The sequence below is a fragment of the Roseomonas rosulenta genome, assembly GCF_016106005.1.
Taxonomy (GTDB): Bacteria; Pseudomonadota; Alphaproteobacteria; order Acetobacterales; family Acetobacteraceae; genus Neoroseomonas; species Neoroseomonas rosulenta.
Genome location: NZ_JACADR010000005.1, coordinates 23,304 through 38,128, shown reverse-complemented (window position 1 = coordinate 38,128; position 14,825 = coordinate 23,304). Strand labels below are relative to the sequence as shown.

General features: G+C 70.9%; 12 protein-coding genes. 7 read left to right on the top strand and 5 right to left on the bottom strand.

The features are described from left to right. The first annotated feature begins 9 nt into the window (after positions 1–9). Both HW578_RS01995 and HW578_RS01990 read left to right on the top strand, forming a co-directional pair. Positions 10–513, top strand: a complete 504-nt coding sequence (locus HW578_RS01995; protein ID WP_232478467.1) for a macro domain-containing protein — start codon at positions 10–12, stop codon at positions 511–513. Continuing rightward, positions 510–2,006: an amidase gene (locus HW578_RS01990; protein ID WP_198368849.1), complete on the top strand. Its 1,497-nt coding sequence runs from the start codon at positions 510–512 to the stop codon at positions 2,004–2,006. Before HW578_RS01995 ends, HW578_RS01990 begins: the two co-directional genes overlap by 4 nt. Positions 2,007–2,058: 52 nt before the next feature. Here the strand turns inward: HW578_RS01990 and HW578_RS01985 are convergent, their stop codons facing one another. Together HW578_RS01985 and HW578_RS01980 are read right to left on the bottom strand one after the other, a co-directional pair. Continuing rightward, complete coding sequence (locus HW578_RS01985) at positions 2,059–2,313, bottom strand: hypothetical protein (RefSeq protein WP_198368848.1); 255 nt, start codon at positions 2,311–2,313, stop codon at positions 2,059–2,061. 94 nt (positions 2,314–2,407) lie between these two features. Further along, a complete protein-coding gene (locus tag HW578_RS01980; RefSeq protein WP_198368847.1) occupies positions 2,408–2,662 on the bottom strand; it encodes an Lrp/AsnC ligand binding domain-containing protein in 255 nt (84 codons plus the stop codon). A gap of 269 nt (positions 2,663–2,931) precedes the next feature. Here HW578_RS01980 and HW578_RS01975 point away from each other — a divergent pair, with 269 nt between their 5' ends. From HW578_RS01975 to HW578_RS01955, 5 genes are all read left to right on the top strand, one after another. Beyond that, positions 2,932–4,008: an ABC transporter ATP-binding protein gene (locus HW578_RS01975; RefSeq protein ID WP_255528932.1), complete on the top strand. Its 1,077-nt coding sequence runs from the start codon at positions 2,932–2,934 to the stop codon at positions 4,006–4,008. After that, positions 4,005–4,997, top strand: a complete 993-nt coding sequence (locus tag HW578_RS01970; protein ID WP_198368846.1) for an ABC transporter ATP-binding protein — start codon at positions 4,005–4,007, stop codon at positions 4,995–4,997. Before HW578_RS01975 ends, HW578_RS01970 begins: the two co-directional genes overlap by 4 nt. 71 nt (positions 4,998–5,068) lie before the next feature. Beyond that, positions 5,069–6,187, top strand: coding sequence for an efflux RND transporter periplasmic adaptor subunit (locus HW578_RS01965; protein ID WP_198368845.1), 1,119 nt, complete (start codon positions 5,069–5,071; stop codon positions 6,185–6,187). Positions 6,188–6,193: 6 nt separating this feature from the next. Continuing rightward, entirely contained in the window at positions 6,194–9,319 is a 3,126-nt protein-coding gene (locus HW578_RS01960; protein ID WP_198368844.1) for an efflux RND transporter permease subunit, read from the top strand. Between the two features lie 76 nt (positions 9,320–9,395). Next, positions 9,396–11,135 (top strand): thiamine pyrophosphate-dependent enzyme, encoded by a 1,740-nt coding sequence (locus HW578_RS01955; protein WP_232478445.1) that lies wholly within the window; start codon positions 9,396–9,398, stop codon positions 11,133–11,135. Between the two features lie 163 nt (positions 11,136–11,298). On the opposite strand, the gene HW578_RS01950 is transcribed toward HW578_RS01955, so the two are convergent. The 3 genes from HW578_RS01950 to HW578_RS01940 form a co-directional block, all read right to left on the bottom strand. Beyond that, positions 11,299–11,784, bottom strand: coding sequence for a GlcG/HbpS family heme-binding protein (locus HW578_RS01950; RefSeq protein ID WP_198368842.1), 486 nt, complete (start codon positions 11,782–11,784; stop codon positions 11,299–11,301). Positions 11,785–11,854: 70 nt separating this feature from the next. Then, on the bottom strand, positions 11,855–13,474 hold the full coding sequence (locus tag HW578_RS01945; RefSeq protein ID WP_198368841.1) for an amidohydrolase: 1,620 nt from the start codon (positions 13,472–13,474) through the stop codon (positions 11,855–11,857). Further along, positions 13,471–14,799: an NAD(P)/FAD-dependent oxidoreductase gene (locus tag HW578_RS01940; protein WP_198368840.1), complete on the bottom strand. Its 1,329-nt coding sequence runs from the start codon at positions 14,797–14,799 to the stop codon at positions 13,471–13,473. The genes HW578_RS01945 and HW578_RS01940 overlap by 4 nt, the downstream gene beginning before the upstream one ends. Between the last annotated feature and the right edge of the window lie 26 nt (positions 14,800–14,825).

Here is a 14,825-nt window from a genome sequence, read left to right as displayed (position 1 = left end):
AGGCCCGCCATGCCGATGCGCGCGGTGCCGCTGGACATCACCGGCCTTGATGTCGACGCGGTGGTGAATGCGGCGAATGAGGACCTCGTGGAGGGGGGCGGCGTCTGCGGCGCCATCTTCCGCGCGGCGGGCGACGCGGCGCTGGCCGAGGCCTGCCGCCCGCTCGCGCCCTGCCCGACGGGCGAGGCCCGCATCACCCCGGGCTTCGGCCTGAAGGCACGCCACGTCATCCATGCCGTCGGGCCGGTCTGGCGCGGCGGGGCGGCGGGCGAGGCCGCGTTGCTCGCCGGGTGCTACCGCGCCAGCCTCGCGCTGCTGCGCGAGGCCGGCGGCCGGTCGATCGCATTCCCTGCCATTTCCACCGGAATCTACGGCTACCCCGCCGATGCGGCGACGCGGGTCGCCGTGGCGACGGTGCGCGACGACCTGGCGCGGCACGGCGACCTCGAGGTCGTCTTCGCCTGCTTCGGGCGCGCCATCCTGGCGCTGTACGAGAAGGAACTCGCCTCATGACCGAACCCTGCGATCTCTCCGCGCTCGAAGCGCGCGCCCTGATCGGGCGCCGGGCGCTCTCCCCGGTGGAACTGCTGGAGTCCTGCCTGAAGCGCGTGGCGGAGGTGAACCACGCGGTCAACGCCATGGTCGCGATCGACGAGCCCGCCGCGCGTGCCGCCGCCAAGGTCGCCGAGCAGGCGGTGATGAAGGGCGAGCCCCTCGGTCCGCTGCACGGCCTGCCGGTCGGCATCAAGGACCTCGAGGAGACGAAGGGCCTGCGCACCACCTATGGCAGCCCGATCTTCGCCGACTTCGTGCCCGAGGCGGATTGCGGGATGGTCGCCAACCTGCGCCGCGCCGGCGCCGTCGTGATGGGCAAGACCAACACGCCGGAATTCGGCGCGGGGGCGAACACGCGCAACGCCGTCTATGGCGTCACGGGCAATCCCTTCGATCCGATGAAGTCGGCGGCGGGGTCGTCCGGCGGGTCGGGTGTCGCGCTGGCCTGCGGGATGGCGCCGATCTGCTCGGGGTCCGACACCGGGGGCTCGCTGCGCAACCCGGCGGCGTTCAACGGGATCGTGGGGTATCGGCCCTCGCCGGGGCTGGTGCCGTCCGAGAAGCGCGGGCATGGCTGGTCGGGGCTGCCGGTGCTGGGGCCGATGGCGCGGACGGTGCCGGACACGGCGCTGCTGCTGAGTGCGATGGCCTCCGACGATGCGATGGACCCGCTGGCCTATACCCTGCCGGGCGAGCCGGTGCGCGGGGTGGCTTCGCGCTACCACCCGCTGGCGCCGGTGGACCTGTCCTCGCTGCGGCTCGCCATCAGCGTCGATTTCGGCCAGGCGCCGGTCGAGAAGCTGATCCGCGAGGCGTTTGCGGTGCGCGCCCGCGCCATCGCGCCGCTGTTCGGCGCGGCGGAGGAAGCCGACCCCGATTGCCGCGGCGGCGACGAGGCCTTCGAGGTGCTGCGCGCCATGGGCTTCCTGAGTGCCCATGCGCAGAAGGTGCGCGAGCGCCCGCAGGATGTCGGCCCGAACGTGCGCGCCAATGTCGAGGAAGGGCTGCGCTACACCCTCGCGGACGCCGCCGGTGCCGCACAGGCGCAGACGCGCATCTATCGTGCCTGGCAGCATTTCTTCGCGCGGCACGACGTGCTGATCACGCCGGCCATCACGCTGAGCCCCCGCCCGTGGAAGGAACTGTACCCGGCTGAGATCGACGGCACGCCCACGCGCACCTACTTCCATTGGCTTGCCTGCGCCTACTACGTGACGCTGTGCGGGCATCCGGCGATATCGCTGCCGATGGGCGTGGACGCGCTCGGCATGCCCTTCGGATTGCAGATCGTGGGGCCGCGCGGGGGCGATGCGCTGGTGCTGCGCGTGGCGGCGGCGATCGAGGAGGCCTTCGCCCACGACGCCGCGTTGCGCCGCCCGGTGCCTGACCTTGCGGCGCTGCGCGCCGCGCCGCCGATCCGCGAGGTGCCCGGCGCGGTGGGTTGGGACTGAACGCCGCGGTGGGATCGCGCCGGGGGCGTCGATGCCCCCGGCCGCGCCGGCGCTACCAGCGGCGGTAGCCGCGGTCGCGATAGGCGTAGCGGTCCTGCCGGTAGCCGCCGTAGCGCCGGTAGTCGCGCTGATAATAGCCGTCATTGTGGTTGTTGTTGCTGCTGGCGGCGAGGGCGGCGATGCCGACCAGCGCCGCCGCGCCGATGCCCAGCGCCGCGGTGCTCCCGTAGTCCGGCGAGCCGTCCGGATAGGTGCAGGCGCCGAGCGCGAGGCTGGCGGAGAGGGCGATGGCGGGGAACAGGCGCATGGGGCAGGTCCTCCTGACATCCAGGAGATTGCACGCCGTCCATGTTGGGGTTGCGGCGCCATTGCGGCGCCACGCCACAATCAGCGCGCTTCGATCACCCCTGGGCGCCGGAGAAGGCGTTGAAGGTCTGGATCGTGTAGGTGTCCTTCACGCCGGGCACCGTCTGGATCTTCTCCACCACGAACAGCCCGATGTCGCGATCGGCCTCGAGGTAGAACTTGCCCAGCAGGTCGTACTGGCCGGAGACGGAATGCATCTCTGACAATTCCTCGATGCCGTCGGCCATCTCGCGGGCCACGCGGTAGGCCTGGCCCATCTCGCATTTGATCATCACGAATATGGCGCGCATCGCGGCCCTCCGGTTGGACGCCCGCGCCACGGGGCAGCGCGGCCGGGCGCGGATCAGGTAGGCGTGTTGTACAGCATGCCGCCGCATCCGTCCGCAGCGCGGGGGGCCGCTGCGCAGCCCGTCCCCCGGCGATCGCCCATCTGGCGCGCCCTTGCCGGGTTGCTTGATGAAACATTTCATGCCTCGGCGCGGCCTCGATACCGGGCTATTGCACAAGCCTTGGGCAGCGTTGTGGCGGCGCCCGGAGTCGCAACCCCGGGAGGACCGGCATGACAGTTGCTAGCCCCAATGGCATGACCGAATTCATCCAGGCGCCCGATCGCGGCGGACCCGCCCAGCCGCTGCTCGAGGTCTCGGGCCTCGTGAAGCATTTTCCCATCCGCGGCGGGCTGCTCGGCCGCCAGGTGGCGGTGGTGCGGGCGGTGGACGGCGTCAGCCTCGCCATCAAGAAGGGCGAGACGCTCGGCATCGTGGGTGAATCCGGCTGCGGGAAATCCACCACCGCGCGGCTGCTGATGCGCCTGCTCGACCCCGATGCGGGGGAGATGGTGTTCGATGGCGAGAAGGTCGGCGCCAACGACCAGACGGGCGGCCTGCCGATCCGCGACTACCGCCGCCAGGTGCAGATGGTGTTCCAGGATTCCTATGCCTCGCTGAACCCGCGCCTGACCATCGAGGAGACCATCGCCTTTGCGCCGAAGGTGCATGGCGTGCCGGGCCATGAGGCGCGTGAGCGCGCGCATGACCTGCTGGCCGCGGTCGGCCTCGCGCCGGGGCAGTTCGCGCGGCGCTACCCGCATGAGCTCTCGGGCGGGCAGCGCCAGCGCATCAACATCGCGCGCGCGCTGGCACTCCAGCCGCGCCTGGTGATCCTGGACGAACCCGTCAGCGCGCTCGACAAGTCGGTCGAGGCGCAGGTGCTGAATCTGCTGGTGGACCTCAAGGACAAGTTCGGGCTGACCTACGCCTTCATCAGCCACGACCTCAACGTGGTGCAGTACATCTCCGACCGCGTGCTGGTGATGTACCTGGGCAAGGTGGCGGAGCAGGGGCCGGTGGACGAGATCTACGACCGCCCCGCGCATCCCTACACCCGCGCGCTGCTGGCCTCGCGCCCCTCGATGGACCCGGCGCGGCGGCGCACCGAGCCGCCGCTCACCGGCGACCCGCCCAACCCGGTGAACCCGCCCTCCGGCTGCCGCTTCCGCACGCGCTGCGTGATGGCCGAAGGCATCTGCGCCGAGCGCGAGCCGCCGGTCTCCGGCCTCACCGCCGGGCACGAGGCGGCCTGCCACGCCGTGATCCCGGGCAGCGGCCACAGCGCGGCGCCGAAGGTGGCCGCATGAGCGCCGTCCTGAAGCCGGCTGCCGCCCAGCCGCTGGTGCGTGCGCGCGACCTCACGGTGCTGTTCAAGACCCGCGACCGCACCGTGCATGCCGTGAACGGCGTCGATCTCGACCTCGCGCAGGGGGAGGTGCTCTGCCTGCTCGGCGAATCCGGATCGGGCAAGTCGGTCACGCTGCGCGCGCTGATGAAGCTGCTGCCGAAGCAGGCCAAGGTCGGCGGGTCGATCGAGGTCGCCGGGCGCGACGTGCAGGCCATGAGCGAGAGCCAGCTGTCGGACTTCCGCGGCGGCGACGTGGCCATGATCTTCCAGGAGCCGATGACCGCGCTCGACCCGGTCTTCACCATCGGCCGGCAGATCGCCGAAGCGGTGCAGCGGCACGAGGGCGTGTCGCGCGCGACGGCCGATGCGCGCGCGCTGGAACTGCTCGAGCTGGTGCAGATCCCCTCGGCCAAGCGGCGCTTGGCAGCCTACCCGCATGAGTTGTCCGGCGGGCTGCGCCAGCGCGCCATGATTGCCGTCGCACTCGCCTGCAAGCCGAAGCTGCTGCTGGCGGACGAACCGACCACCGCGCTCGATGCCACCGTGCAGATCCAGGTTCTGCTGCTGCTGCGCGAGTTGCAGGAGAAGCTCGGCATGGGCGTCATCTTCGTGACGCACGACCTCGGCGTCGCGGGCGAGATCGCCGACCGCGTCGCCGTCATGTATGCCGGGCGCGTGGTCGAGGAAGGCGGCGTGGGGCCCTTCATGGCCGGGCCGCTGCACCCCTATGCGCAGGGGCTGCTGGGCGCGACGGTGCATCCGGGCATGCGCGGCAAGCGGCTGACCACGATTCCCGGCGCGCCGCCGGGGCTGGAGACGGCGCCGACCACCTGCGCCTTCTCGCCGCGCTGCGCGCTGGCGGAGCCCGCCTGCCTCGCTGGCGTGCCGCCCGCGGTGCCGGCCGGGCCGGGCCGCATGACCCGCTGCATCAAGGTGACCGCCGCGTGAGGTAAGCCCCTTCGGCCTTGCCGTTTACGGCAGGCGTGGTCACATAGGTGTGACGCCGAAGCGGATACCCCATGCGGACGATGACGCAGTTGGCTGTCCTGGCCCTGGTCGGCGCTGCCGGGGCGGGATGGCAGTTCTACGGTGAGACGGTCGGGCTGAAGCCGCCGCTGGAGATGCTCGGACTGCAGGCACCGCCGGTGCAGGGCGGCGGGCGCGGCAGCGGTCCAGGCGGGCCGGTCGGCGTGATCGTGCAGCCGGTGCGCGTGGCGCAGGTGGTGGACAAGGTCGAGAGCGTCGGCACGGTCCGCGCGCGGGAGGCGGTCACAATCACCTCGAAAGTCGCCGGCATCGTCGAGACGATCGGCTTCACGGAAGGCCAGCGCGTCGAGGCGGGGGCGACGCTGGTGCAGCTCGATGCCGCGGCGCTGCGCGCCGAGCTCGACCAGGCGCGTGCGCTGATGGACGATGCGCGCAACCAGCTGGTGCGCGCACGGCAGCTGCAGGCGGGGCAAACCATCGCGGCGCAGCGGCTCGAGACGCTGGAGGCGCTGGCCCGCCAGGCCGAGGGGCGCGTGCGCCAGGCCGATGCGCGGCTCGAGGAACTGCGCGTCAACGCGCCCTTCGCCGGGCGCGTCGGCCTGCGCCAGGTGAGCCCCGGCGCGCTGATCCAGCCGGGCACGGTGATCACCACGCTGGACGACACCGCGCAGGTGCGGGTGGAATTCTCGGTGCCCGAGGTGCATCTCGCGCGCATCCGCGTGGGCAGTGCGGTGACGGCGCGCTCCATCGCGTATGGCGAGCGTCGCTTCCGCGGCGTGGTCGCGGTGATCGACACGCGCATCGACCCCGCAACGCGATCGGTGCGCGTCATCAGCGAATTCGACAACAGCGACGAGGCGCTGCGCCCCGGCCTGTTCCTGACGGTGGAACTGGTGTTGGAGGAACGCGACCGCGCGCTGCTGGTGGCCGAGGAGGCGATCGACCCGGTGGGCGACCGCGCCTTCGTCTTCGTGGTGCGCGACGGTCGTGCACGGCGCCAGGAAGTGAAGCTCGGCCTGCGCCTGCCCGGCGAGGTCGAGATCCGCGAGGGGCTGAACGCCGGCGAACCCGTGGTGGTGCGGGGCATCCAGCGGCTGCGCAACGACCTGCCCGTGCGCGTGGTCGAAACCCTGACACGACCGACGAGCTGACAGGCGATGGTCCTTTCCGACGTCTCGATCAAGCGGCCGGTCTTCGCGACGGTCATCTCGCTGCTGCTGACCGTGCTCGGCATCTTCGCGCTGATGCGCATGCCGATCCGCGAATACCCGGCGATCGACCCGCCGATCATCCAGATCACCACGACCTATCGTGGCGCCTCGGCCCCCGTGGTGGACAGCCAGATCACTGAGATTCTGGAAGGTGCGGTCGCGGGGATCGAGGGGATCAAGGTCATGTCGTCGCAGTCGCGCGACGAACGCAGCCAGATCACCATGGAGTTCCTGCTGACGCGCAACGTGGACAGCGCGGCGAACGACGTGCGCGACCGCGTGGCCCGCGCCCTGGCGCGGCTGCCGGAGCAGGCGGACACGCCGGTGGTGGCGAAGGTGGATGGCGACAGTCGGCCGATCCTTTGGATCGCGCTTGCCTCGGACCGGCTGACGCCGCTCGACCTCACGGATATCGCGCGGCGGCGGATCGTGGATCGTCTCGCGATCGTCGAGGGTGTCGCGCAGGTGATCATCCAGGGCGAGCGGCGCTTCGCCATGCGCGTGTGGATCGACCGCCAGGCGTTGGCGGCGCGGAACCTGACGGTGCAGGACATCGAGGACGCGATCCGGCGCGAGAATGTCGAGCTGCCCGGCGGGCGGATCGAGAGCACGCAGCGCGAACTCACCGTGCGCACCGACAGCCGCATGAGCCGGCCCGAGCAGTTCCGCGAGATCGTGGTGACGCGCGCGGCGACCGGCGCGCAGGTGCTGCTGGGCGAGGTGGCGCGCGTCGAGGTGGCCGCCGAGGACACGCGCGGCGCCTACCGCATCAACGGCCGCCCGGCGATCGGCCTCGGCATCCTGCGGCAATCCACCGCCAATACGCTGTCGGTCGCGAATGGTGTGAAGGCGGAGATGGAGCGCATCCGCCCCTCCCTGCCCGAGGGCATCGACACCATTATCGGCTACGACGAGAGCCTGTTCATCAGCCAGTCGATCTACGAGGTCGAGCACGCCCTGATGATCGCGCTCGCGCTGGTGGTCGGCGTGATCTTCCTGTTCCTGCGATCGGTGCGGGCCACGATCATCCCGGCGGTGGCGATTCCGGTCTCCATCATCGCGTCCTTCATCGCGACCGCGGCACTCGGCTTCTCGGTGAATGTGCTGACGCTGCTGGGGCTGGTGCTGGCTATCGGCCTCGTGGTCGATGACGCCATCGTGGTGCTGGAGAACATCCACCGCCGCATCGAGGAAGGCGAGGACCCGCTGCTGGCCTCGCTGCTCGGGGCGCGGGAGATCGCGTTTGCGGTCATCGCCACCACGCTGGTGCTGGTCGCAGTCTTCGTGCCGCTGTCCTTCATGGGGGGCAATACCGGGCGGCTCTTCACCGAGTTTGGCCTGGCGCTGGCGGCCTCGGTGCTGTTCTCGGGGCTGATCGCGCTGACGCTCACGCCCATGATGTGCTCGAAGCTGCTGAAGCCGCACCAGGGCGAGACGCTGCTGATACGGCTGACCGAGCCCTTCTTCCTGGCGCTCAACGGCGGGCTGCGCTGGACGCTCGACCGCGCGCTGCGCGCGCCGCTGCTGGTGCTGGGCGGATCGGCGCTGCTCTCGGCCTTCGCGGTGGTGCTCTATGCCGCGCTGCCCAAGGAATTCGCGCCGACCGAGGACCGTGGCGTGGTCATCATCCCGACCACGGGGCCGGAAGGGGCATCTTTCGGCTACACCATGGAACACGTGACGCAGATCGAGCGCCTGCTGCAGCGCTATGTCGACAATGGCGAGGCGGCGGCGGTCTTCGCGACGGTCGGCGGGTTCCAGCGCCCGGCCGTGGGGAATGTGGCGAACATCTTCATCCGCCTCGCGCCCTGGGCGGAGCGCAGCCGCAAACAGCAGCAGATCGCCGCCGAGGTCTTCCCGCAGATCGCGCAGATCCCCGGCGTGCGCGGCTTCGCGCTGAACCCGCCTTCGCTGGGCGCACGCGGCTTCCAGCCGCCGGTGCAATTCGTGATCGGCGGGCCGGACTACGACACGCTGATCAACTGGCGCGACCGCTTCCTGGCCCGCGCACGCGAGAACCCTCGGCTGCTCAACCTCGACCACAACTTCAAGGAGACGAAGCCCGAGGTGCGGGTCGAGATCGACCGCCGCAAGGCCGCCGACCTCGGCGTGTCCATCGCCGCGGTGGGGCGCACCATCGAGACGATGATGGGCTCGCGCGAGGTCACCACCTACGTGGTGGGCGGGCAGGAGTACAAGGTGCTGCTGCAGGCGCCGGAAGACCAGCGCATCTCGCCCTACGATCTGCAGAACGTCTTCGTGCGCACCGCCTCGGGCGGGCTGGTGCCGCTGTCGAACATCGTGACCATGTCGGAGCGCGCCCGCGCCCAGACGCTGTCGCGCGAGGACCGGGTGCGCGCCATCACCATCACGGCCTCGCTCGCGCCAGGCTATTCGCTGGGCGACGCGCTCGCCTACCTCGATGGCGTGGCGCGGGAGGTGCTGCCCGGCGATGCGCGCATCTCCTATCGTGGGCAGTCGCTCGAGTTCCGCGAATCCTCCGGTGCGCTGTACATCACCTTCGCGATGGCGCTGCTGGTGGTGTTCCTGGTGCTGGCCGCGCAGTTCGAGAGCTTCATCCACCCCTTCGTGATCCTGCTCTCGACGCCGCTCGCGATCACCGGCGGGCTGCTGGCGCTGTGGTGGACCGGGCAGTCGCTCAATGTGTTCAGCCAGATCGGCATGATCCTGCTGATCGGGCTGATGGCGAAGAACGGCATCCTGGTGGTGGAATTCGCCAACCAGCTGCGTGACCGCGGCATGAGCGTGCGCGAGGCGGTGCTCGAGGCCTCGGTCGTGCGGCTGCGGCCGATCCTGATGACCTCGATCGCGACGGTGCTCGGCGCGGTGCCGCTGGCGATGGCGACCGGCGCGGGGGCGGAAAGCCGAGAGGCCCTGGGCGTGGTGATCGTGGGCGGCATCACCCTGTCCACCTTCGTCACGCTCTATGCGGTGCCGGCGCTCTACCTGCTGCTGGCACCCTACACCAAGCCGATCGGCGCGATCGCGGCGAAGCTCGCCGCGCTGGAATCGACCCGCGGCAAGGGGCACGGGCCGCAGCCTGCGGAGTGACGCGCCGCGCGGGACGGGTTAGCCTCCCGCGCCATGCCGACAGGGGAATCGCCGGATGACTGAAGGACGTCGCGCCATGCCCGGGCGCACGGGGGGCAAGCTGCTGGCCGATGCGCTGGTGGCGCAGGGTGTGACGCACGCCTTCTGCGTGCCGGGCGAATCCTATCTTGACCTGCTCGATGGGCTCTATGCGGTGCGCAACCGGCTTCAGCTGGTGACCTGCCGCTTCGAGGCCGGTGCGGTCCATATGGCGGAAGCCTATGGCAAGCTGACCGGCAAGCCCGGCGTTGCCATCGTCACGCGCGGGCCGGGCGCCTGCCATGCCGCGATCGGCGTGCATGTGGCCTTCCAGGATTCGACGCCGCTGGTGCTGCTGGTCGGCCAGATCCCGGTCGAGGAGACCGACCGCGAATCCTTCCAGGAGGTCGACTACCGCAAGATGTTCGGCCCGCTCGCCAAGTGGGTCACGCAGATCGACGACGAGAAGCGCATCCCGGAGCTCATGGCGCATGCCTTCGATGTCGCGACCTCCGGCCGGCCTGGCCCGGTGGTGGTGGCGATCAGCGAGGAGATGCAGAAGCGCCTGGCCTCGGTGCCCGATATCGGCCCAGCCGAGGTGCTGCCGCCGCACCCCGCGCCCGATGCGCTGCCGCGCGTGATGAAGATGCTGGCGGAGGCCGAGCGTCCGCTCGTGGTGCTGGGCGGGTCGCGCTGGAGCGCGCAGGGCAAGGCCGACATTCGCGACTGGCTGCTGGCGAACGACCTGCCGGTGAGCGTGGCGTTCCGCCGCATGGGGCTGTTCGACGGCACCTCGCCTAACTACGTGGGCGACCTTGGCGTCGGCGCCGATGGCGGGCTGGTGGCGAAGGCGAAGGAGAGCGACCTGATCCTCGCGATCGGCACGCGCATCGGCGAGCCGGTGAGCCAGGGCTACACGCTGCTCGACATGGCCGGTGCGACACCGATCGTGCATGTCTATCCGGACCAGGCGGAGATCGGGCGCGTCTATCGCCCCGCGCTTGGCATCGTGAGCGAGCTCAATGCCTTCGCCGCAGCGGCCAAGGCGGCGGGCGCGGTGAAGAAGCCGGCCTGGAGCGCCTGGACGAAGGAACTGCGCGCGCTGCGCGTGGCGCAGGCGACACCGCCGGACTACGAAGGCCCGCTCAACCTCGCGGTGGCGCTGCAGGCGCTCGAGAAGGAGCTGCCGGCCGACACCATCTTCACCACCGATGCCGGCAACTTCGCGACCTGGCCCAACCGCTTCATGCATTTCGGCGAGAAGCAGGATTTCCTCGGGCCGACCAATGGCGCGATGGGCTACGCGGTGCCGGCCGCGATCGGCGCCAAGATCACCTATCCAGACCGTGCTGTGATCGGCTTCGTGGGCGATGGCGGCTTCCTGATGACGGGGCAGGAGATCGCGACCGCCTTCCACCATGCGGTGAACCCGGTGATCCTGGTCTTCAACAACCAGATGTACGGCACCATCCGCATGTACCAGGAGCGCACCTATCCGGCGCGCGTCTCGGGCACCGCGCTGACCAACCCGGACTTCGCCAAGTTCATCGAGGCCTTCGGCGGCCATGGCGAGATCGTGGAGACGACCGAACAGCTGGTGCCGGCAGTGAAGCGCGCGCTGGCCTCGGGCAAGCCCGCGGTGGTGGAGGTGCGCACCAACCCCGAGCAGGTGACCAACCGCGCGACCATCGCGGACCTGCGCGCGCAGGCGCAGAAGGCAGCGGGGGTTGCGGCGCCGGTGCCCGCGCAGGCGGCGCGCACGCCAGCCCCGCGGCGGACCGGGCCGCGGCCGCGCTAGAGGAATCTCCGCGCGCCTCGGCTCGCGGCTAAGCCTCTCGCACTTTGCGTTGACGAGCATCTCCAGCCGATCAGGTGATTCCACCTGATCGGGATCTGCTCTGGATCAGTGCCGGGTCGCGTGGAACCGCCGCGCGGTTCCGCCGGCCGGACAGGAGTTGCAGCTAGCCCAGACGGTCGCGGATCCGCGCGATGCCCGCCTCGGCGCATTGGTCGTCGAGGTGCCCGCCGGGTGCGCCGGCCACGCCGATCGCGCCCACCACCTCCTCGCCGGCGCGGATGGGAATGCCCCCGCCCACCACCAGGAAGCCCTCGATGTCCGGCAGGCGCGCGGCGGCGGGGTTGGTGCGCACCGTCTCCAGGATCTGCGTGGTGTTCGTGCGCATGCTGGCCGCCGTGTAGGCCTTGGCGCGCGCGGAGGGGACGGTGTGCGGCCCGGCGCCGTCGGCGCGCAGCAGCGCGCGCAGAACGCCGGCCCGGTCCACCACAGCCGCGCTCACGCGGAAGCCGCGCCCGGCGCAGGATTCCACCGCCGCGGCAACCGCCTCGGCGGCCAGCGTCGCGCCGATGTTGCGCTCGGTGACGACCCCCTGCGCGATGCCCGGCAGAGGGGCGAGGACCAGGCCGGCAAGCAACAGGAGATGACGCATCGGGGCACCCTTTCGGCGCGCGGTGATGGGCGGGATGTTGCATCCCGCCTGCGTGGCGGGGAAGGGGGCATCAGCCGCCGTGGCGCAACTCGCCGCCGACCACGGTGGCGGTTACCTGCGCCTGCCGTATCGCCGCCGGATCACAGCCGAAGATGTCGGTGTCGAGCACCGCCAGGTCCGCCAGCTTGCCGAGCTCGAGGCTGCCCTTCTCATGCTCCTCGCGCTGCGCCCAGGCGCCGAGCGTGGTGTAGGCCGCGAGCGCCTGGCGCGGCGTGACGGCCTCGGCGGCATCGAGGTCGGCGCCGGTCTGGCTGCGGCGCGTGACCATGGCGCCGATGGCGGTGAAGGGATTCACGCGGCACACCGCGAAGTCGGAATGGCCCGGCGCCGGAATGCCGGCGGCGATCAGGCTGCGATGCGGCCACATGTGGCGCATCGCCTCCTGCCCGCGATTGGCGACATAGGCCTCGCCCAGCTCGTCCATGAAGCCGGTCGCGGAGGAATCGACGAAGCCGCCGCGCTTCAGCCGCGCGAGGATGGGCGGCGTGACGTAGCAGCAGTGCTCCACCCGCATGCGGTGATCGGCCACGGGATGCGCGGCGAGCGCCGCCTCCATGACATCGAGCGCGAAGTCGATGCCGCGGTCGCCGACGCCCTCGATCATCACCTGCAGCCCGGCCTTGTGCGCGTCGGTGGCGCGCGCGGTCAGGTCGTCCTTGTCGTAGAGCAGCATGCCGGTGTTGGGGGTGGGCTCGCCCGGCACCGGCGTGCCGCGATAGGGCTCCCAATAGGCCGCGGTGCGCCCGGAGGTTGAGCAGTCCGGGCACCATTCCACGCCGATCAGGCGCAGCCATTCGTCGCCGAAGCCCGAGCGGATGCCCGCGCCGATCAGATGCGGGATCAGCGGCTCGTCGCGGCCCGAGGCGATGATCCCCATGCGCATCCGCCAGCGCCCGTCACGGCGCATCTGCTGGTAGGCGCGGATGGCCTTGGACGGCGTCAGCGAATTCGCCACCGAGGTGATGCCGTGGCGCAGGCATTCGTCCTGCACCATCTCCATGCCCTCGGCGATGTCCGCCTCGCTGTCGGCGCCGTGCACGGCGTTGAGGAAGACATGCGCCGCCGTCTCGCGCACCAGGCCGGTGAAGGCGCCGGTCGCGGGGTCGCGGTCGAAGGCGCCGAAGGGCGGGTCGGGCGCGTCGGGCGCGACGCCGCAGGCGGCGAAGGCGGCGCGGTTCGCCAGGCCCAAATGCCCGTCGGTGCGCAGGATGAACACGGGATGCCCCGCACTCGCGGCATCCAGCTCATCCAGCGTCGGATAGCCGCCGCAGGCGCGCTCGTTCAGCCGGTAGAAGGCGCCCCAGCGCCCCGGCGGCAGCGCGGCACATATGCGATGAATGGTGGCGAGCACCTCTGCGCGCGAACGCACCCGGTCCGGCGAGAGCAGCGTCCAGGCGCGCAGCCGCACCGCATAGGCATCGGGGTGCGCATGGCTGTCCACGATGCCGGGGATGACGCGCCGGCCTTCGGCGTTCAGCACGCGCGTGCCGGGGCCGATGTGATCGCGCATGGCATCGCTGCGGCCGAGTGCCACGATGCGCCCGCCGAAGGCCGCCAGCGCCTCCACCTCGCTGCCCGCCGCATCCATCGTCGCGATGCGGCCATCGAGCAGGACGAAATCCGCGTTCATGCCGCCACCCTGTCGATATGGTCGCGCAGCCGGTACCAGCCACCGATGAGGGGCAGGAACCAGTTCGGATTGCCGTTGTAGAGCGGCAGCGTCGGGAAGCGCAGCCCGTCCAGCGCGAAGGGCTCGTTCTCCGCCCCCGCGATCTTCAGCGCGGCGCGATGGCCGAGCCAGGTCGCCATCGCGACACCCGATCCCTGGCAGCCGGCCGCGTAGTGGATGCCGCCCTGCACACCGATATGCGGCAGGAAGTCGAAGGTGAAGGCCACGTTGCCGGTCCAGACATGGGTGATCTGCACCTCCTTCAGGTCGGGGAACACCGCGCACATGTAGCGGTGCAGCACCGGTGCGGCGGTGGCCGGGTCGGTCGGGCCGAAGCTCGCGCGCCCGCCCCACAGGATGCGGTTGCCATAGGGCGAGGGGCGGAAGTAGTTCAGCACCCGCTTCGTGTCGCTGATCATGCGCCGGCCGGGGAAGAACTTGTCGATGGCGTAGTGCGGCAGTTCCTCGGTGGCGATGATGTAGGAGCCCACCGGGATCATCCGCCGCGCGAGCCAGGGCATGGCGGATCGCCCCTTCCCGTCGCGCGAATAGCCGTTGGTCGCGACCAGCACCGCGCCGGCGCGCAGCGAGCCCCGATCCGTCGCGAGGCGGAAGCCCGACCCTTCGCGGCGGATCGCATTGACGCGCACGCCATCGACCAGCCGCGCGCCGGCGTGGTCCGCCGCCCGCGCAAGGCCGCGCGCATACTTGCCCGGGTGCAGGCTGCCCGAGGCCTCGGCGATCATCCCGCCATGGTAGTGGTCGCTGCCCAGCGCCTCGTGCTGGCGTTCCTTCGGCACCATGGCCGTCGGCAGGCCGGTGACCTCGGCGATGAAGTCGGCGCGCGCGGCGAGCGCATTGTAGTGCCTGCGCGTCCAGGCTGGGACGAAGCGGCCGCAGCGCACGTAGTCGCAGTCGATCCCCTCGCGCGCGATGGTCTCCTCGATGAAGGGGAAGGACGCGGCCGCGGCCTGCGCGATCGCCTTCGCGCCCGTGGCGCCATGCGCCTTCTCGAGCGCGCCGGAAGCCACCTTCAGCCCGCCCGAGACCATGCCCCCGTTGCGCGAGGAGGCCCCCCAGCCGATGCGCTCCGCATCGAGCACCGCCACGTCATGGCCCAGCCGGCGCAGCGTGAGCGCGGCCGAGAGCCCGGCATAGCCGCCGCCCACCACCGCCACGCTGACCTCGGCGGGCAGTACGCTGTCGCGCTTGGGCGGCTCGGCGGCCTCCCACCACCAGGGTGTCGTCTTGAAGCCTGGCGCGAAAAGGGCCTGCGCAGAGGTCATTGCCGGATCAGCCTGCCCATGGTGAG